The sequence below is a fragment of the Acetobacter sp. UBA5411 genome, from assembly GCF_002409645.1.
GTDB lineage: Bacteria > Pseudomonadota > Alphaproteobacteria > Acetobacterales > Acetobacteraceae > Acetobacter.
Genome location: NZ_DHNR01000040.1, coordinates 34,027 through 52,692 on the forward strand (window position 1 = coordinate 34,027; position 18,666 = coordinate 52,692).

Consider the following 18,666-nt stretch of genomic DNA (forward strand, 5'->3'; position numbering starts at 1 on the left):
TAGAGAGATGCCTCTACCTGATTCTATTCCTGCCGACCCGCCTTCATTATTCCACTATTACGTTACTTAATTCACGGTGCCATCGAGTGTTACCGCAAGTAACAACATATCATCCCATATCTGACGGCGAGCGGTCGCCCCTGCCCGCAACTGTGAGGGGTGTCTCATTGCCATGACGGGCCTCTGCGGTCCGCCCTCCGGACCCCATGCGGTCGTGCGCCAGCTGCCTCTCGCCCGGGTGGGATTGATGTCCGGCCCGAGGATCATGCGGGTCGCGAGACCACCGCACAGGAGCAGTCTTTCAGGCTGGTAGAGGGCTATACTCCTGAGAAGCATCGGCAGGCATTGCGCAACCTCGACGGGAGATGGAGGGCGTCCGCCCGGTGGTCGCCAGGGAATCGCCGGAGCCAGAATCATCTCCTCACGGGTCCGGCCGATCGAGGCGAGCATACGCCCCAGCAGACCGCCGGATTCTCCTGAAAAAACGACCCCGCTTCTGTCCTCATCGGCATCAGGCGCATCCCCGATCACCATCACCCGTGCGCCGACCGGACCACGGGGCAGAACGGTGTGAGTCGCCGTGCCGCGCAGATTGCAGGCCACGAACCCGTCAATGGCTTTTTCCAGCGCCTCAATGGTTGTGATCCCGTCCAGCGCCCGCAATGTGGCTTCAGGAGCCGCCGATAATGCAGCAGCGGGGGAATGCAGTTCTTTGCGGGCGGCTGGTGATCGCGGTTCATTACTCCTGACAACAGCACGCTCAATCGCCGGGGCCGTCGTCTGATGCGCCACACGCGCCGCCTGTTCGGCCTCCCACTCGGCAAACCGGTCATGGGGCTCCTCATCGAGAAGGACATCAACGCCCCACTCAATCTGCAACTCCAGCAGCGCCGCAACCGCACCAGCGTCCATGGTCACCAGACTCTCCACACTCTCTGCTGATTCCGTCTATAGAGGAAAGAGTGGTTGCCCGTCCCCCTGTCGACACAAGATCACTTACATTCGACTGGACGATCGAAGGAAACAGGACACCGTTTCCAGCAGGGGGCGTAACCATCGCCCTCAAGGCACCTTCTGGCCGGGTAAGCTTCCCGCCTTCGTTCCGATGACGACAACATCATGAAGGGACACCGCGGGAACCTTTTCCACCATCCATCTTTTTTCAAACTTCATCAGCCACATATGCTCGTGGTTGGCCGATCGCGCTTGCCGGGTTAAATCTTTCTCATGGCTGTTACAGCCACGGGATGCCACCATCCCATTCACACATCGTCAGGGGCTCATCGCCATCATGCCAATTCGTCCTGTCCTGTCCGCCCTGCTGCTGGCTTCTCTTCTGTCCAGTAGCGCGCTAGCTGCGGGACAGAAAACGCCGGTCACCCCAACGAAGACAGAATCCGCACCGTTTACGCCGATCGATACGCCAGATTTTCTGGTGGGACTCATCGCCGCCCGGGCCAATGATTACGCCACGGCCGCCCAAGCTTACAGCGCGGCGCTGGCGAAAGACCCGAATAACATGGACCTGCTGCGGCAGGCCTTCTCCGAAGCCGCTCTGGCCGGAGCGCCCAACGCCGTGGATCTGGCCCGCCAGACTCTGGCAAAGGCAGGTGGACGCAGCATTCTGACCGCCTTTGTTCTCGGCAACGACGCCGTGCTGCATGATCGCTGGAAAGAAGCGTCCGAAGCCTATCGGAGCATGCCCTCCGACGCGCTGACCAACATCCTCTCCCCTCTTCTACAGGCATGGTGTCTGGCGGGTGAGAAGAAATACACGGACGCCATTGCGCTTCTCACCTCCCCAAAACACAGCACATCTCCTGCCGCGCCTTTCTATGTCGGCCACGCCGCGCTGATTGCTCTGCTTGCCGGCGACACCGGACAGGCCAAAACGCTGTTCGACAAGGCGAACCAGCTCTTTCCCGCCAGCGACCTTCTGATCAACCGCGCACGCGCCAACCTTCTGTGGCAGACTGGCCATCAGAGCGAAGCCCGCGACTTGCTCCGTGCGGCGACGGGTAGCGACACTGTCCTGTCTCTGGCAGAGCCTGAGCTACAGGCTGCCATCGACTCACCTCCCGTACCGACTGCGCGTGACGGCGTGGCGCATGCTTATGTACTGGTCGCCTTCATTCTCCGCCAGCAGGCCCTGCATGCGCCGGAAGTGGACAGCATGCAGCAGATCAACATCGCCTCAGCCATGATGCTGCGCATGGCGCTGACCCTTGACCCGACGCTCGCCATCGCCCGCCTGATGCTGTCAGAGATTGAAGAAAGTCTGGGGCACAAGGATATCGCCATCGCGGTGTTGCAGGATCTGCCAGACACCAATCCCCTGATCCGTGTCGCACAGTATCGCGTGGCCATGCTGGAAGATCAGCTTGGCAACCATGCGGACGCCCGCGCCAAGCTGGAACGTCTGGCTCATGACGCGCCAAACCTCGTGCTGCCCATCCGCTCGCTCGGCACCATCCTCTCCGAAAGCAAGGACTGGCCCGCTGCGATCGACGCATTCAACAAGGCCATCACCAACGCCCGTGCCAGCCAGTCTCTTGACTGGACCCTGCTGTTCGAACGGGCGGCGGCCTACGAGCGCACCAACAACTGGCCGAAAGCCGAAGCGGATCTGCAGGAAGCCCGCAAGATGGTTCCCGATGAACCGCTCCTGCTGAACTTTCTCGGCTATGGCTGGGCGCAGCGTGGTCTCCATCTGACAGAGGCTACCGAACTTCTGAAACGGGCGCTCGCCCTCGACCCGGATGACGCGGCGATCCGTGATAGTCTGGGCTGGGTTCTTCTGCGCTCCGGTGATCTGCCACGCGGTGCGGAAATGATCGAAAAGGCCGCAGAGCAGACACCGCTTGATCCGGAGGTGAATTATCACCTTGGCGTGGCGTACTGGGATCTCGGACGCAAAAGCGAGGCGATTGATCAGTGGAATGTCGCGCTCGGCCTGAAGCCTGAGCCTGATGATGTGCAGCGTATTCAGTCGGCTCTGGATTTTGCCAGAACGGCGGATATCAAGACAAAATTCCCCATTCGGGACACTGCCGCCGCTCCGCAGCAGGGGGGAGCGGTCGTTCAGTAAAAGACCCGCATTACACCATTTATTATTAAGGTGAGCGTTTCCTGTCGAAGCAGGAGAAGTCTCACCTTTGTTGTATCAGACAATCAAATATTTACCGGATTATTTCACAATGTAAGAAATCTCTTACAGCACTGAAACATATCCTCCTTCATGACGCCATCTGCATCTCTCATTGAACGAAGCGAAAAGCTCCTGCTTCTTGGCGTTGGCTGTTACTTTCTCTTTGCGAATTTCACGCCTGTCTTTGTAACGCATAGCTTCGTGGCCTGCCTCTATCTGGCGGAAGCTTTGCTCGACATGATTTTTACGGTCACACGGCAACGCGGCCCTCTCAGCCACAACTGGCGTGACTGGCTTGTTGCTGTGCTGGGAACATATGCTGGTCTGCTAGTCGTTGCCACGCCGCATGTTTTGCCTCTTTTCCCCAGTCTGCTGTGCGGCAGTCTGGCCCTACTGGGCATCCTGCTCAGCCTTTCCGCCAAGCTGTCCCTACGCAGAAGCTTCGGAATCATCGCGGCATCGCGCCAGCTAAAAACAGGCGGGCCTTAAGGGTTATCCGGCATCCCATGTATGCCGGTTATCTTCTGATGCAGGTGGCTTTTCTGCTGCAATATCCAACAACTCATAACGCCGGGGTTCTTCTCTTCACCTGGTGGATGCAGATCATGAGGATCAACGCCGAGGAAAAGATGCTTGCGCCCCGCAGTGAATGGGCCAACTGGTCGAAAGAGGTCAGGTGGAAGCTCCTCCCCTTCATTTTTTGATGACACAGATGACTGATCTCGTTTCGGGGCTTTGCCCCGAACCCCACAAAGGAACACAGCCTCTTTGATCCCGGTTTGTTAAATTAAAGTCGGAGAGGACAAGGTCCTTCTTGATCTCGCGCCCTTCGCACCTCACGTTCCCTGCAAGATCGGAATAGGGAAGCCACTGTTTGCGTGCTATAATATAAGAGTAGATCTCACTGCTTCATCGCCCTGCGCGCACCATCATTGCGCAGGACCGAACTTGACGGTTCGCATGGACGGAAGGCAAAGGTCTGCTTCATTTCGGGATAATCAGGATTGGCCATGTCACCGCGTACTCTGTTCGACAAAATCTGGGACAACCACGTTGTCGATACCCTCGAGGACGGGACCGCCATCCTGTATATCGACCGTCACCTTGTGCATGAGGTGACCAGCCCACAGGCGTTCGAGGGACTTCGTCTGGCTGGACGCAAGCTGCGTCATCCGGAAAACACGATTGCCGTTGTGGACCACAACGTGCCGACCTCCGATCGCACCCAGCCGATCGAGGAACCGGAAAGCCGCAATCAGATCGAGACGCTGGAACGCAACGTCAAGGAATTCGGCGTTCCGTATTTCCCGCTGCTGTCGGCCAATCAGGGCATCGTGCATGTGGTCGGCCCCGAGCAGGGCATCTCGCTGCCGGGCATGACCATCGTCTGCGGCGATTCCCACACCTCCACGCACGGCGCGATGGGCGCTCTGGCGTTCGGCATCGGCACGTCCGAGGTCGAACATGTGATGGCGACCCAGACCATCCTGCAGAAGCCCGCCAAGAACATGAAGATCGCCGTCGAAGGTGAGCTTGCTCCCGGCGTGACGGCGAAGGACGTAGTGCTGGCGATCATCGGCAAGATCGGCACCGCTGGCGGCACGGGTCATGTCATCGAGTTCTGCGGCTCCGCCATTCGCGGGCTGGACATGGCTGGCCGCATGACGGTCTGTAATATGGCGATCGAAGCCGGTGCCCGCGCTGGTCTGATCGCACCGGATGAGACCACATTCGAATATGTGAAGGGACGTCGCTTCGCCCCCAAGGGTGAAGGCTACGATCAGGCCGTCGCCTACTGGAAGACACTCGCCTCCGATGAGGGTGCGGTCTACGACACGGAAGTCACGTTGCGGGCCGAAGAGATCGAACCGTGCCTGACATGGGGCACAAGCCCCGAGAATGTGCTACCGATCAATGGCACGGTGCCCGATCCGGCTGATGAACCCGATGAAGCAAAACGGGCACAGATGGTCCGCATGCTTGACTATATGGACCTGAAGGCTGGTCAGAAAATTGCCGGAACGCCCGTCGATGTGGTGTTCATCGGCTCCTGCACCAACAGCCGTATCGAGGATCTCCGGGCTGCGGCCTCCATCGCCGCAGGTCGCAAGGTCGCTGATGGCGTGCGCGCCATGATCGTGCCGGGCTCTGGTCTGGTGAAGGCGCAGGCCGAGGAAGAAGGTCTGGACCGCGTATTTCTTGATGCCGGTTTCGAATGGCGTGAAGCTGGCTGCTCCATGTGCCTCGGCATGAACCCGGACAAGCTGACGCCGGGACAACGTTGCGCTTCAACCTCGAACCGCAACTTCGAGGGACGTCAGGGGCCGGGTGGCCGCACGCATCTGCTGTCTCCCGCAATGGCGGCGGCGGCGGCGGTGACCGGCGTACTGACCGACGCCCGCGAGCTTACAAACTGATTTCGGCAGGGAAGGACGAAGACCGATGGAGAAATTCACCACTCTGACGGCCATCGCGGCACCTCTGCCCGAGGCCAATATCGACACGGACAAGATCATTCCGGCCCGCTTCCTCAAGACGACGAAGCGCACCGGCCTTGGCGTGCATGCGTTCGACGGCATGCGTTACCGCCCGGACGGTTCGGAAAATCCGGATTTCGTGCTGAACAAGGAGCCTTACCGCAAGGCTGAGATCCTTGTGACGCACGAGAATTTCGGCTGCGGTTCCTCGCGTGAGCATGCGCCTTGGGCGCTGCTCGACTTCGGCATCCGCTGCGTGATCGCGCCGTCCTTTGCCGACATCTTCTTCAACAACAGCTTCAAGAACGGCATCCTGCCGATCCGTCTGCCGCGTGAAGTCTGTGATGAACTGATGAACGACGCCTCGCAGGGCTCGAACAGCCGGATCACGGTCGATCTGGCGCGTCAGGTCGTCATTCGTCCGGACGGGCAGGAAATCAGTTTCGAGATCGATCCGCTGCGCAAGCATCTGCTGCTTGAAGGGCTGGATGATATTGGTCAGACGCTGAAGCGCGAAAACGCCATTGAAGCGTTCGAGACAAAGCGGAAGCAGGACGAGCCCTGGTTCCCTAAGATCGCCGTCTGACTGCATAAAAAAAGACGTTCCCCGCATGAAGGCGGGGAACGGTCCTGACGAGCGATTTAGCTAAGTTCGATATCGACTTCGCGGATTTCCGCCCGATGCTTCTCTGGCGGGTGGCCAACATGGAACGGCACACCGGGAGCAAGCTCCACGTCGGACAGATCGGAGACTGCAATGCAGCTCCATTCGCCCTGTGGCGGCACGCGCTTTTCGTGCGCATCTTCACCGCGATACATCAGGACCTTTTCCACATTGTCGCCCTTGCCGAGCGCATGGGGTGAACCGCTCTGGGCCTTGCCGCTCAGGGTGAAGTTGACCGCGCTTTTCTTTTCAATGGCTTCGCGCAGGGTTTTGTAGGCTGACATGTCTGACACTCCTTATGCCGGAGCGGACGCATTCTCCGCCCACGGCTTTTCGGAACAGAACGACCGGTGAGCAGGACCCGCTCACCGTGTTCACCGAAAATGCCTGCGGAGCATCCTGCTCCCACAGAGATATGTCAAAACATGTCAGGGTTACCGCAGGCGAAACCCCTGCTTTTCCAGCACATCCCGTAGCTGGTCCCGTCCATGCAGCACATTGGGTGAAGCAAGACGGGGCAATGTCGCGTCCGCCCAGCGTTTCTCAGGCAAACCTTCAGCCTTCTGGAAAGCCGCATAGACATCGTTGTAACGGGCGATGCCTTCCTGTTCTCCGCTTGCGTCATACTGCTCACGATGCAGCACAACTGACGGAGCAAGGCGTGGCTTGATGTGGGCCGGCCTGTCGGGGTCCGGAAAACCGACGCTCAGGCCGAACGCCACGGCTGTCAGGGGCGGTAGGTTGAGTTCCTTCGCCACGGCCTCGCTATTGTTACGCATCGCTCCGAGATAGACGATGCCAAGACCGGCGGCTTCAAAAGAAGCGACAGCATTCTGCGCGGCAATGCCCGCATCCACTGCGCCGACCATGAACGTATCGAGATACTCGAGGTTTTCCGTTGGCTTACCCTCGGCATCACCCAATCGTTTCAGGCGTCCGAAATCGATCAGCCAAACCAGAAGCAGGGGTGCCTGCCGGATATGAGCCTGATTGCCAGCGAGCGCCGCCAGCCGGTCCTTGCGGGCCTGATCCTCGATCGCCACCACGCTCCAGATCTGCATATTGCAGGAAGAAGATGCCGACTGCGCGGCAGCAATGGCTGCTTCCAGCGCCCCTTCCGGCAAAGGTGTGTCGAGATAGGCGCGCACGGTCCGGTGGGCCATCAGGCTTTCCGTGATCGCATCCGGTGTGACGGATGGCACAGGCACGTCAGGTCCGTAGCGTTCTTCCCACAGCGCGTTGAAACGATCTGTCATCGAGGCTCGTCTCCTTTTGTGGGAGCCGCATGATCACGCCGGAACAGGGCCCATTCGTCCATGCTGGTACCGTCCGGCAGATGGCAGATGCCGCGCACACCGTCCGGTCCCTGCTGCATTTCGAGCCGACCGCCGATTTTCTGGCAGTAAACCGAGGCTGGATTGGCCATACCGATCCGCCGTTCCCGAGGGTGATGGCTATCTGTGCAGGCAGCCAGTCCGCCGATCAGCAGAGCGGATGCGCCTGCCGTCATGATTTTTCTGGATGTCATGATCTGTCTGTTTTCTGTTGCGTTCATCATGCACCTTAAGGCGTGAGCGGGATAAGGGAAAATCACGGGACAGTCTGATCCCATATGAACAGAATCCCGGCTAAAAATAAGGCTCCGCAGGAAGGTGATGCAGGAGAAAAATACCGGTCAGGCGGGCTTTTCACATCGGTCGCAATAAAAATGTCATGAACCCGCATGTCATTCCACGGTTGCCCGGTTGATGACCGTTAAGTAATGGTCGGGCCGTATCAGAAAGCGGAGCGTCTGATTCATGAACGGTATAGCGCGGACGGCTGGAACAGTTCCCGGGAAGCCGCCGGAAAGCACAGAAGCGCGAGAGACGATGCTTGAAGCCGGATCCCGTCTGAATGGCGATTCCTTTTTTCGATGGTTGGTGACGGCGGCGGGTGTTGGTGTCCTGCTGCTGCTCGGCGGGATTATTCTCGTCATGATCGGTGGCGGGATGAAGGCTTTCGAGACCTTCGGCCCCTCCTTTTTCACGACCTCCGTCTGGAACCCTGTCACCCAGCACTTCGGTGCGCTGGCCCCCGTCTTCGGTACGATCGTCACAAGTCTGATCGGTCTTGTCGTCGCGGTGCCTCTGGCCTTTGGCGCGTCGTTCTGGCTGACGCAGATGGCTCCTGCCCGCATCTCGTTCGCTGTCGGCATGGCCGTGCAACTTCTCGCGGCGGTCCCCTCCATCATCTTCGGCATGTGGGGCTTCTTCGTCATCGTGCCGCTGATCGCCCGTTATGTGCAGCCCACCCTGCATCACTGGTTCGGTCATGTTCCCGTCATTGAGGCGCTGGTGGCAGGCGCACCATTCGGTACGGGCCTGATGACGGGTGGTCTGATCCTCGCCGTCATGATCATGCCGTTCGTCACGGCGGTCATGTGCGATGTGTTCACCTCCATCCCCGCCGTGCTCAAGGAAAGCGGTTTCGGGCTTGGGGCCACGCGCTGGGAAGTCATGCGCAACGTCATCCTGCCCTGGTCCAGAAGTGCTGTTGTCGGCAGTGTCGTGCTCGGCATGGGCCGTGCGATGGGCGAGACGATGGCTGTCACCTTCGTGATCGGTAACGCCAACAAGATCGGCTGGTCGCTGTTCGCGCCGGGCAACACCATCGCCTCCCTGATCGCGCTCGAATTTCCCGAGAGTCCGGCTGGCAGCGTCAAGCTGTCGGCACTGATGGCGCTGGGCGCAATCCTGATGGGACTGTCCTTCATCGCGCTGGCTATTTCCCGTGTTCTGCTGGGCGTGTCCGGCAAGAAGGAGGGACGCTGACATGACGCAGTTGAACGACACGACTCAGCCCGTCGTAACTGATGGCTGGAAGGTCAACAGTTCGCTGGCGATGCGTCGCCGTCTGATGGACCGTCTGGCGACCGTGCTCAGCCTCTGCGCGACGGCTGTAGCGCTGATTGCATTGGGCTCGATCCTGTTCACGCTGATCATACGCGGCGCAGGTGGTCTCTCGCTGATCACCTTCACCCATTCGACCGCCTCGCCGGGACTGAACGGCGGACTGGCGAATGCCATTGTCGGTAGCCTGATCCAGACTGCGGTTTCAATCCTGATCGGCGCACCGATCGGCATGATGTGTGGCATCTATCTGGCGGATTATGGACGCGGCTGGATGGCCAGCACCACGCGCTTTGTCTCGGACATGCTGCTGTCCGCACCATCGATCCTGATCGGTCTGTTCATCTATGAGCTGGTCGTCGTGCCGACAGGGCAGTTCTCCGGTTTCGCCGGCTCTCTGGCGCTGGCGATTCTGGCGCTGCCCATCGTGGTCCGCACGACGGAGGACATGCTGCGTCTGGTGCCTGTGTCCCTGCGGGAAGCGGGCATCGGTTTGGGCGCCTCTAAGTGGCGCGTCATTCTCTTTATCTGCCTGCGTGCGGCCCGCACCGGCGTCCTGACCGGTGTGCTGCTGGCCGTAGCCCGCGTAGCGGGTGAAACCGCGCCGCTGCTGTTCACCTCTCTGGGCAATCTGGACTGGTCCGTCAGTCTGGCGCGCCCGATGGCCAGCCTTCCGGTCACCATTTACCAGTATGCTGGTTCCGCCTTTGATGACTGGGTCCAGCTTGCATGGACCGGTGCCCTGCTGGTCACGGTAGGCGTCCTGATCATCAATATTCTTGTCCGTGTCGGCTTTGGCCGTAAGGGAGCGTAAACAAATGACCACCCAGACAGACAACGGACAGGCTGTCGCGGAAAAACCGGCGATCTCCGTGAAATCGCTCGACTTCTATTACGGCGAGCACAAGGCGCTTCGTAACATCTCCATGGATTTCGCCCGCCGCAAGGTGACCGGCATGATCGGTCCTTCCGGCTGCGGCAAATCCACGCTGCTCCGCGTGCTCAACCGCATGTATGATCTCTACCCCGGCCAGCGCGCCACCGGCGAGGTGGTGTTTGATGGACGCAACATCATCGGTCAGGGCATTGACCTTAACCGGTTGCGCGCCCGGGTGGGCATGGTCTTCCAGAAACCGACGCCATTCCCGATGTCGATCTATGACAACATCGCCTTCGGCGTGAAACTGCATGAGAAACTCTCCCGCTCCGAGATGGACGGGCGTGTCGAGGACGTGCTGCGTCGCGTCGCGCTCTGGACAGAAGTGAAGGACCGCCTGAAGGCTTCCGCGACAGCTCTGTCCGGTGGCCAGCAGCAGCGGCTCTGCATCGCCCGTACCATCGCCACCCGTCCGGAAGTCGTGCTGCTGGACGAACCGACAAGTGCTCTCGACCCCGTCTCCACGGCCCGTATCGAAGAACTGCTTGATGAACTCAAAAAAGAGTTCACCATCGCCATTGTGACGCACAACATGCAGCAGGCAGCACGGTGCGCGGACCAGGTCGCGTTCTTTTATCTTGGTGAACTTGTGGAAATGGACAGCACTGACCGGATGTTCACAGCGCCGAGAGAGACACGGACGCAGGATTACATCACCGGTCGATTTGGCTGAGGAGAGCAGGCGATGACTGAATCGACACACACCGTCAAAAGCTACGAACAGGAACTCGAGCATCTCGGCAGCCTCATGGCCCGGATGGGTGGACTGGTCGAGCGCCAGACAGCACAGGCCGTGAAAGCCGTGGTGGATGGGGACGAGGAAGCCGCTCTGGAACCACCCGAGCTTGACCCGGAAGTCGACGAACTGGAGCGGGAAGCCGAGGCTCTGGCGATCCGTATTCTCGCCCTGCGCTCGCCGATGGCTGTCGATCTCCGCACCATTGTCGCGGCCCTGAAGATTACCGGCGATCTGGAACGGATCGGCGACTATGCCTCCTCCATCGCCCGCCGGGCCATGAAGCTCGAGACGGAGGGCAACATCTCCCTCGTGGGTCTGCGAAACATGGGGCATCTGGTGCAGAACAACCTGCGCCGCGCCATCGACGCCCTGACCACCAAGGACCGGGACGGCGCTGTTGCGGTCTGGCAGTCCGACACGGCGGTCGATGAACTCTACACGGCCATGTTCCGTGAACTGATGACCTACATGATGGAAGACCCCCGTAATATTGGGACCTGCATCCATCTGCTGTTCGTGGCCAAGAACCTTGAACGGATCGGCGATCACACCACTAACATCGCCGAGCGTGTCTATTATGCCGTAACGGGCGAAATGCTGCCTGCCGTTCGCCCTCGCGGTGGTCGCGGCCACCACCCTGCATCCTGAGGAATATGATGTCGGAGACATCCGGTAACAGTGGATTGCGTATCCTTGTGGTGGAGGATGATCCTGCCCTGCAGGTCATGCTGCGCTACAATCTGGAAAAGCAGGGATACCGGGTCGAGGTCGCTGGCGACAGCGAGTCCGCTCAAGCTGCCTTTTCCAGCTTCCGCCCGGCTCTGGTCCTGCTGGACTGGATGCTGCCCGGCGGGGCAAGCGGGCTTGATCTCTGCCGTCGCTTTCGGGCGTCTCCCGGCGGCCACGAACTGCCAATCATCATGCTGACGGCCCGCGCCGAGGAAGCGGATTCGATCCGTGGTCTCGAAACAGGCGCGGATGACTATCTGACCAAGCCTGTCAGCATGGCGACGCTGGAAGCCCGCATCAAGGCGTTGCTGCGCCGGACTCAGGCTCCTGCGGAAACACTGGCGTTCGAGGACATCGTTCTGGATCTGGTCAAGCACCGCGTGGAACGTGGCGGACGCTCCGTGCAGCTTGGGCCGACGGAATTTCGTCTGCTTGAGTTTTTCATGCGTCGTCCGGGCCGGGTCTTTTCGCGGGAGGAAATCCTGCGGTCGATCTGGGGCGAGAACATCCATGTCGAAATCCGCACCGTGGATGTGCATATCCGGCGGCTACGCAAGGAGATCAACGGACCAGACGAGAAGGATCTGATCCGTACCGTGCGTTCGGCGGGTTACGCGCTGGACAGCGAGGGCGAATAACATCCCCGCGCTTCTCGGAAAGAGCGGGACATGACGGCGGCAGATATTGTGGCCTGCCTGCTTCCTGTCGGGCTGATGGGCGGACTGGCCGGATGGATTCTACGGGGACGCAGCCTGTCCCGCGTGCTGCCCGGCAGCGTGCGAGCCAGGCGGGAAGAAGTCGGCACATCCTCGGTCTCTCTGGAAGAAGTGCTCGATCTTCTTCCAGAAGCAGCCGTCCTTCTGGACGGTCATGGCGCGCTTCGTTTCGCCAACATCGAGGCACGCGAAGCCTTTGGCGACACTCTTGGCACGATCATGCGTTATCCGGACGTGTTTTCAGCCATGCGGTATCTCAATGGCGTCACGGTTCAGGCCAGCGCCGAGTTTGTGCTGACGGTCCCTGTACGCCGGGTCGTGCGGGTTGATCTCCGTCTGTTACCGGAAGTGCTGGCGACCGGACCGGCCCATATTCTGGCCATTCTGACGGACTGTTCTGAGCGGGACGCCGTTGAGAGGATGCGTTCCGACTTCGTAGCCTATGCCAGCCACGAGTTGCGCACACCACTGACGGCCCTGATCGGCTTCATCGAGACCCTGCGCGGTCCCGCCGCCGATGACCCGGCCGCCCAGCAGCAGTTTCTGGCGATCATGGCGGCTCAGGCGCACCGGATGCAGCGCCTGATCGAGCAGCTTCTGGAACTGTCCCGCGCCGAAATGCTGGAACACCGCAAGCCACGGGGCAGCATGAATGCAAAACAGGTCATCGAGCTTGTCCGTGATGAACTGAGCAGTCTGTGCGCGGCAAAGAATGTGCAGCTAGAGGCAAAAGCGACGGATATCCCCGTTCCCGGAGATCAGGAGCAGATTATTCGGGTCCTTGTAAATCTTGTCGAAAATGCTGTGAAATATGCAGGCACTGACGGCCGTCCCGTCAGGATTTCCGTGTCTGCGGAACAAAAGATCCTTCTGGGACGACCGGGAGTGGCGTTTGTCGTGCAGGACAACGGTGTCGGCATCGCCGAGGAGCACCTTCCACGTCTGACAGAGCGCTTCTACAGGGTGGAAGGGAGTCGCAGCAACGCGCCCGCCTCCGGCTATGGGCTTGGATTGGCGATTGTCCGGCATATCGTGGATCGACATGACGGATGTCTGGAAATCACCAGCCGGATCGGACAGGGCACCCGCTGCGAGGTCTGGCTACCCTGCGAACGCGAAATCCGCGGCTAGGTCCATCCACCATTTTCCCAATAGTCAGCCTTCTCGTCCCGGTCCTCTGGCAAAGACGCGGAATCAGTGTCAGTTTTCAGGGGATTGTCATGAAGACATCATTTTCCCTCACAGGTTCTGTGAGGTAGAGCGATGCATCGGCGGCCCGGTCCCATCGGCCGCTGCGCTATTTCAATGGAGTTGGGAATGCTCAACAAAACCCGTTTTCTCACCGCTCTTCTGCTGACGGCGGCACCGGTCATGGCCCACGGAGCGCATGCTGCCGATATCACTGGCGCCGGTTCGAGCTTTGCCGCACCGATCTATCAGGCCTGGGGTGACGGTGCGAAGTCGGCGATTGGCGTTTCCCTGAACTATCAGAGCGTTGGTTCCAGCGCTGGCCAGAATCTGGTGACGGCCCGCACAGTCGACTTCGGCGCTTCCGATGCGCCGATGGCTGACAGCAAGCTGGCGTCTTCCGCTCTTTATCAGTTTCCGACCGTCATCGGCGGCATCGTGCCGATCGTCAACATTCCGGGGGTTGCATCCAACCAGCTGAAGCTGAACGGCTCCGTGCTGGCCGATATCTATCTCGGCAAGATCTCCAACTGGAATGACCCGAAGATCGTAGCACTCAACCCGGGCGTCTCTCTGCCGGACACCGCCATTGCGCCCGTGCACCGCGCAGATGGCTCCGGCACGACCTTCGTGTTCACCTCCTACCTGACCAAGATGTCCGCTGACTGGAAAGATCAGGTCGGCGCTGCGACATCCGTTCAGTGGGCTGGTGGTGCAGGTGCGCGTGGCAATGACGGTGTCGGTTCCTCCGTGCGTGCGACCGAAGGTGGCATCGGCTACGTCGAATATGCCTATGCCCGTCGCAACAGCATCCCGACGGTCCAGTTGCAGGACAAGGATGGCGAGTTCGTATCGCCTGACCTCGGCAGCTTTTCCGCTGCTGCGGCTTCGGCTGACTGGGATCATGCTTCCCACTTCGCTGTCGATCTGCTGAACGGCGCTGGCAAGAACGTGTGGCCGATCGTGTCCGCGACATTCGTTCTGGTTCCGACCAATCCGAAGGACGCGGCTCGCGCCGATGCGGTTTACAAGTTCTTCGATCATTCTTTCCGCACGGGTGATGCAACGGCTCAGAAGCTCGATTACGTTGCTCTGCCTGAGAGCGTGAAGCAGAAAATCGAAGCTGGTTATCCGGGCAAGAAATAATATTTTGCCTTATCGCTCCGGGCTGAGACCCGGAGCACCTTTGAAAACTGTCAGGCTTTCGCCGACAGGATATGCCCTGCCCTACGGAGAAATGATCCGGTCATGAAGTTCGGCAGAGAACGGCATGCACTGTATCCCCTGTAAAAATCAGAATACTTTCTGTCAGTCCGTTCCATCAGGAATACAGACTGAACACATCCCACCTGTCGTTTCGGAAGCGTCCCATCACAGATGGAACCTCGGCTTCCGATACTGCGATACCAAGCATGACGAATAACTGATAAAACCATTTCCCAAGGCGAAAGCAGGGTGAGTGGACATGACGCGTCGATCCGGAAGTGCCGATATGCCGCTGCATGGCGGTCGCGTACCGCAATGGCTTGCCGACCGGATGAGCAGTCTGGGAGCCGTGATCACCCAGGCCATTGTCCATCATTACGGACGCGATGAATTTCTGCGACGTCTGGCCCATCCCTTCTGGTTCCAGTCCTTTGGTGCTGTCATGGGCATGGACTGGCATTCGTCAGGCATCACCACCAGTGTGATGGGAGCCCTCAAGCGCGGGCTGGCACCCTTGTCCGATGAACTGGGCCTGCATGTCTGTGGCGGTCGAGGCCGACATTCCCGCCATACACCGGATGAACTGACTGCTGTAGCGGATATGACCGGACTGGATGGTGCGGCGCTCGCACGTGCGAGCCGGCTGGTCGCCAAGGTCGACAGTGCTGCGGTTCAGGACGGGTTTAACCTGTATCTACACAGTTTCGTTCTGGCGGATGATGGCCGCTGGGTAGTCGTGCAACAGGGTATGAACGGGGAAAGCCGCTATGCCCGCCGCTATCACTGGCTGTCGGAAGGTCTGACGAGCTTCGTTGCCGATCCTCACAGCGCTATCGACGGAAAACCGCAGGGGAATATCGTCAATCTCGCCGATCGCCGTGCGGACAGGAGTCGTATCGCGCAACTGGACCTGTTGCGTGATCTGGGACCGGACAAGGTGGCGCGTGAAGTATCCGCACTGAGAGCTGCGAAACAGGCTGCGCCGGCACAGGGGATGTTGCCGCACCTCGTCATGCCGGAGCATCACGATGTGCGCTCTGATGACGTGATGATCCGACGACTGCATGGCGCTCTTGCCGCAGCGGCGGATCGGGGACCGGAGGATTTTCAGGATCTGCTGCTAACGCCGGGAGTTGGGGCGAGAACCGTGGAAACGCTGGCCATGGTGGCGGAGGTTGTGCATGGAACGCCGTGCCGTTTCGCCGATCCGGCACGATTCTCCATGGCGCATGGCGGAAAAGATCGTCACCCCTTCCCTGTGCCGACAGAGGTGTATGATCGCACGATTGCCATGCTGAAAGGCGCTGTTGAACAGGCGAGTCTCGGGAACGAGGAACGGCTTGAGGCTATCCGCAGGCTGGACGTTCAGGCGCGACATCTGGAGCAATGGGTCTCAGGTCCGTCACTGGACGAGCATATTGCGTCTGAAAGAACGCGCTCTCATGCGTATGGTGGACGGAGCGTGTTTGGCTGGGAGCCACCACCAAAAGTAAAAGCAGAACGACCGAAAACTGTGACAGCTCCGACTGGGAAAAAACGCAGGCCACCCCGGTTTGCTCTTACGTCTTGAGACAGTTCCGTTCCCTGAACCAATCTCGGCAGGTGACTATATGACGCTGTTTGTACTATGACGGAGCGATAGTTCATCACACAGGTTTTTTACTTACGGAAAACTGTCGCGAACCACGGAAAATCCGTGTCAGATTTTATGAAAAGTAAAAGAGAGTGGCTCAGACTGGCAGCATAGAGGCTGTTCTGAAGAATCGCAGGATACGTGGATCAGACTGATACGGCATTTATTTCAGCTCGTTCAGTGCATCACCACCATCGTCAGGCCTGACTGACGGCACGCTGTGAAACCAGTGTTGAAAAGCCTTTCTGCCCGGAAACCCTTTAAGTTTTCCGGGCAGAACACCTGAGTGATATCAGGCGCTGGCTTTTGCCTTGGCTGCCGGCGTCACGTCACGGGGACGCTCGGCGATACGAGCGGACTTACCGCTACGGCCACGCAGGTAATACAGCTTAGCGCGACGCACCTTACCGCGACGGACGACCTTGATCTCGGCAAGGGTCGGCGCATAGAGCGGGAACACACGCTCCACACCTTCACCATTGGAAATCTTGCGAACCGTGAAGTTGCTGTTCAGGCCCTTGTTGGACCGGGCGATGACAACGCCTTCGTAAGCCTGAACGCGCTCGCGCTCGCCTTCCTTGACGCGGACGGACACGCGGACGGTGTCGCCAGCCTGGAAAACAGGCACTTCACGGATGGCGGTGAGGCGAGCGATTTCGTCGGCCTCGTACTGCTGGATGATGTTCATAGGGACTGTCCTTCCTGAACGGATGGTCTGGAACTACTGTGCGACAGATGGGCTGCCCACAGGTCGGGCCGACGCTCGCGCGTGACCCGCTCGGATTGTTCGCGCCGCCAACGGGCAATCGCCGCGTGGTTTCCGGACAGAAGGACGTCCGGCACCGTGCGGCCCTGCCATTCGGCGGGGCGGGTATAGTGAGGATATTCAAGAAGACCGTCGGAAAAGCTTTCCTCGACACCGCTTTCCGCAGAGCCCATGACGCCGGGCAGCAGCCGCACGCAGGCATCCAGCAGCACCAGCGCCGCCGTCTCACCGCCTGAAAGCACGTAATCCCCGATCGAGATCTGCTCGATGGAGCGTGCTTCCAGAACGCGCTCGTCTACACCTTCGTAACGCCCGCAGAGCAGGGTCACACCCGGCCCCGCCACGTAACGACGGATATCAGCCTGGGCCAGCGGACGGCCACGCGGGGTCAGATAGACGCACGGAGCGCCATCCTGCCGCGAGACGGAGTCCAGCGCCGTGTCCACCACATCCGCGCGCATCACCATGCCCGCACCGCCACCAAAGGGCGTGTCGTCCACGGCGTTGTGACGTCCGAGCCCGAAGGCCCGCAGGTCGCGCACATCGCAGTTCCACGTTCCGTTCTCCAGCGCCCGACCGGCCAGAGACTGGCCAAGCGGTCCCGGAAACATCTCGGGGAACAGGGTGAGGATGGTCGCTGTCCAGCTCATGCCGAAGCGCCCTTTGCGACCTTCTCTTTCGGCGCGTGCTCTTCCTCACCGATCACCTCCACCGGGCGCACGACGATCATGCGACGGTTGGGAAAATCGATTTCGGGCACACAGGCCTTGGAGAAAGGCAGGATAAGGCCGGTATCGAGTTCAAGACTCGTGCCCGCGCCATAATCATGCACCGTGACGACCTTACCGATCGAAGCCCCGTCTTCCACAGCGTCCAGACCAAGCAGGTCACTGTGATAGAACTCGTCCTCGTCCGGCTCGGGCAGCACGTCGCGGCTGACATAGAGCTTGCGGTTGACCAGCGCCTGCGCCGCCGTCCGGTCGGCAAGCGGTTTTCCCTGCGCATCGCGCAGTTCCGCCACACCGCCCGAACGCCAGTTCAGCGTCCAGCGATCACCACGATCGTCCGTCAGCACACCATAGGAGACCAGGGAGTCCTCATCGGCGGCGTAGCTGTGCACATGCACAAGCCCGCGCACACCGTGCGGCCTCCCTATGACTCCAATCTGGATGCGTTCGTCGGTCATGGCGAGAAAGCGTCTTCCGGTCTCTCAGCCTCAGGCCGCGGCTTCAGCAGCGGCAGCAGCGGCTTTCGCACGCTCCTGCGCCTTCTTCTTCGGCGCGGACTGCTTCGGCTGCTCGTTCCAGGTCGGCTTCGCGATCAGGCCAGCGTTACCTAGGAAACGGGCGACACGGTCGGTCGGCTGAGCGCCCTGCGACAGCCAGTGCGTGATGCGCTCGTTTGTCAGCTTCACGCGATCAGCGTGATCGGACGGCAGCATCGGGTTGTACGCGCCAACTTTCTCGATGAAGCGGCCATCGCGCGGTGAACGGCTGTCTGCGATCACGATGTGATAGTAAGGACGCTTCTTCGCACCAGCGCGTGCAAGGCGGATTTTGAGGCTCATTCAAC

General features: G+C 59.8%; 21 protein-coding genes. 13 read left to right on the top strand and 8 right to left on the bottom strand.

Features of this window, described 5'->3' with window-relative positions:
- Positions 1–66: 66 nt before the first annotated feature.
- Positions 67–912 carry a uracil-DNA glycosylase gene (locus B3759_RS13855; RefSeq protein ID WP_291367055.1) on the bottom strand — a complete coding sequence of 282 codons (846 nt, stop codon included), beginning with the start codon at positions 910–912 and terminating at the stop codon, positions 67–69.
- Positions 913–1,291: 379 nt separating this feature from the next.
- Between B3759_RS13855 and B3759_RS13860 the strand changes: the two genes are divergently transcribed.
- From B3759_RS13860 to leuD, 5 genes are all read left to right on the top strand, one after another.
- Positions 1,292–3,088: a tetratricopeptide repeat protein gene (locus B3759_RS13860; protein ID WP_291366707.1), complete on the top strand. Its 1,797-nt coding sequence runs from the start codon at positions 1,292–1,294 to the stop codon at positions 3,086–3,088.
- Positions 3,089–3,238: 150 nt separating this feature from the next.
- On the top strand, positions 3,239–3,637 hold the full coding sequence (locus tag B3759_RS13865; protein WP_291366708.1) for a hypothetical protein: 399 nt from the start codon (positions 3,239–3,241) through the stop codon (positions 3,635–3,637).
- 38 nt (positions 3,638–3,675) lie between these two features.
- Positions 3,676–3,852, top strand: a complete 177-nt coding sequence (locus tag B3759_RS13870; RefSeq protein ID WP_291366710.1) for a hypothetical protein — start codon at positions 3,676–3,678, stop codon at positions 3,850–3,852.
- A gap of 306 nt (positions 3,853–4,158) precedes the next feature.
- On the top strand, positions 4,159–5,565 hold the full coding sequence (gene leuC / locus B3759_RS13875) for a 3-isopropylmalate dehydratase large subunit (RefSeq protein ID WP_291366712.1): 1,407 nt from the start codon (positions 4,159–4,161) through the stop codon (positions 5,563–5,565).
- 25 nt (positions 5,566–5,590) lie between these two features.
- Positions 5,591–6,211 carry a 3-isopropylmalate dehydratase small subunit gene (gene leuD, locus B3759_RS13880; RefSeq protein WP_291366714.1) on the top strand — a complete coding sequence of 207 codons (621 nt, stop codon included), beginning with the start codon at positions 5,591–5,593 and terminating at the stop codon, positions 6,209–6,211.
- 56 nt (positions 6,212–6,267) lie between these two features.
- Here leuD and B3759_RS13885 read toward each other — a convergent pair whose 3' ends face one another.
- The 3 genes from B3759_RS13885 to B3759_RS13895 form a co-directional block, all read right to left on the bottom strand.
- Positions 6,268–6,573, bottom strand: coding sequence for a hypothetical protein (locus tag B3759_RS13885; protein ID WP_291366716.1), 306 nt, complete (start codon positions 6,571–6,573; stop codon positions 6,268–6,270).
- A gap of 150 nt (positions 6,574–6,723) precedes the next feature.
- Positions 6,724–7,545, bottom strand: coding sequence for a nitroreductase family protein (locus B3759_RS13890; protein WP_291366717.1), 822 nt, complete (start codon positions 7,543–7,545; stop codon positions 6,724–6,726).
- Positions 7,542–7,817, bottom strand: coding sequence for a DUF333 domain-containing protein (locus B3759_RS13895; RefSeq protein ID WP_026200140.1), 276 nt, complete (start codon positions 7,815–7,817; stop codon positions 7,542–7,544). Before B3759_RS13895 ends, B3759_RS13890 begins: the two co-directional genes overlap by 4 nt.
- Positions 7,818–8,160: 343 nt before the next feature.
- Here B3759_RS13895 and pstC point away from each other — a divergent pair, with 343 nt between their 5' ends.
- From pstC to B3759_RS13935, 8 genes are all read left to right on the top strand, one after another.
- The gene (pstC, locus tag B3759_RS13900) at positions 8,161–9,102 is read left to right on the top strand and encodes a phosphate ABC transporter permease subunit PstC (RefSeq protein WP_231368053.1); all 942 of its coding nucleotides are present in this window, start codon (positions 8,161–8,163) and stop codon (positions 9,100–9,102) included.
- A 1-nt stretch (position 9,103) separates the two neighbouring features.
- Entirely contained in the window at positions 9,104–9,994 is an 891-nt protein-coding gene (gene pstA, locus B3759_RS13905; RefSeq protein WP_291366718.1) for a phosphate ABC transporter permease PstA, read from the top strand.
- A gap of 4 nt (positions 9,995–9,998) precedes the next feature.
- Entirely contained in the window at positions 9,999–10,790 is a 792-nt protein-coding gene (pstB, locus tag B3759_RS13910; protein WP_099348819.1) for a phosphate ABC transporter ATP-binding protein PstB, read from the top strand.
- Between the two features lie 12 nt (positions 10,791–10,802).
- Positions 10,803–11,504, top strand: coding sequence for a phosphate signaling complex protein PhoU (phoU, locus tag B3759_RS13915; RefSeq protein WP_010666137.1), 702 nt, complete (start codon positions 10,803–10,805; stop codon positions 11,502–11,504).
- Positions 11,505–11,509: 5 nt separating this feature from the next.
- Entirely contained in the window at positions 11,510–12,223 is a 714-nt protein-coding gene (gene phoB / locus B3759_RS13920; protein WP_291366722.1) for a phosphate regulon transcriptional regulator PhoB, read from the top strand.
- A gap of 30 nt (positions 12,224–12,253) precedes the next feature.
- Positions 12,254–13,432 carry a sensor histidine kinase gene (locus B3759_RS13925; RefSeq protein ID WP_291366723.1) on the top strand — a complete coding sequence of 393 codons (1,179 nt, stop codon included), beginning with the start codon at positions 12,254–12,256 and terminating at the stop codon, positions 13,430–13,432.
- 186 nt (positions 13,433–13,618) lie between these two features.
- The gene (gene pstS / locus B3759_RS13930; protein WP_010666134.1) at positions 13,619–14,635 is read left to right on the top strand and encodes a phosphate ABC transporter substrate-binding protein PstS; all 1,017 of its coding nucleotides are present in this window, start codon (positions 13,619–13,621) and stop codon (positions 14,633–14,635) included.
- Positions 14,636–14,954: 319 nt separating this feature from the next.
- Positions 14,955–16,265 (top strand): DUF763 domain-containing protein, encoded by a 1,311-nt coding sequence (locus B3759_RS13935; protein ID WP_291366726.1) that lies wholly within the window; start codon positions 14,955–14,957, stop codon positions 16,263–16,265.
- A 355-nt stretch (positions 16,266–16,620) separates the two neighbouring features.
- Here B3759_RS13935 and rplS read toward each other — a convergent pair whose 3' ends face one another.
- From rplS to rpsP, 4 genes are read right to left on the bottom strand one after another with little or no spacing between them, the layout of a single operon-like run.
- The gene (rplS, locus tag B3759_RS13940) at positions 16,621–17,016 is read right to left on the bottom strand and encodes a 50S ribosomal protein L19 (RefSeq protein WP_010667942.1); all 396 of its coding nucleotides are present in this window, start codon (positions 17,014–17,016) and stop codon (positions 16,621–16,623) included.
- The gene (gene trmD, locus B3759_RS13945) at positions 17,013–17,744 is read right to left on the bottom strand and encodes a tRNA (guanosine(37)-N1)-methyltransferase TrmD (protein WP_291366728.1); all 732 of its coding nucleotides are present in this window, start codon (positions 17,742–17,744) and stop codon (positions 17,013–17,015) included. The genes rplS and trmD overlap by 4 nt, the downstream gene beginning before the upstream one ends.
- Entirely contained in the window at positions 17,741–18,280 is a 540-nt protein-coding gene (gene rimM, locus B3759_RS13950; protein WP_291366730.1) for a ribosome maturation factor RimM, read from the bottom strand. Before rimM ends, trmD begins: the two co-directional genes overlap by 4 nt.
- A gap of 30 nt (positions 18,281–18,310) precedes the next feature.
- Positions 18,311–18,661, bottom strand: a complete 351-nt coding sequence (rpsP, locus tag B3759_RS13955) for a 30S ribosomal protein S16 (protein WP_010667939.1) — start codon at positions 18,659–18,661, stop codon at positions 18,311–18,313.
- Positions 18,662–18,666 lie beyond the last annotated feature (5 nt).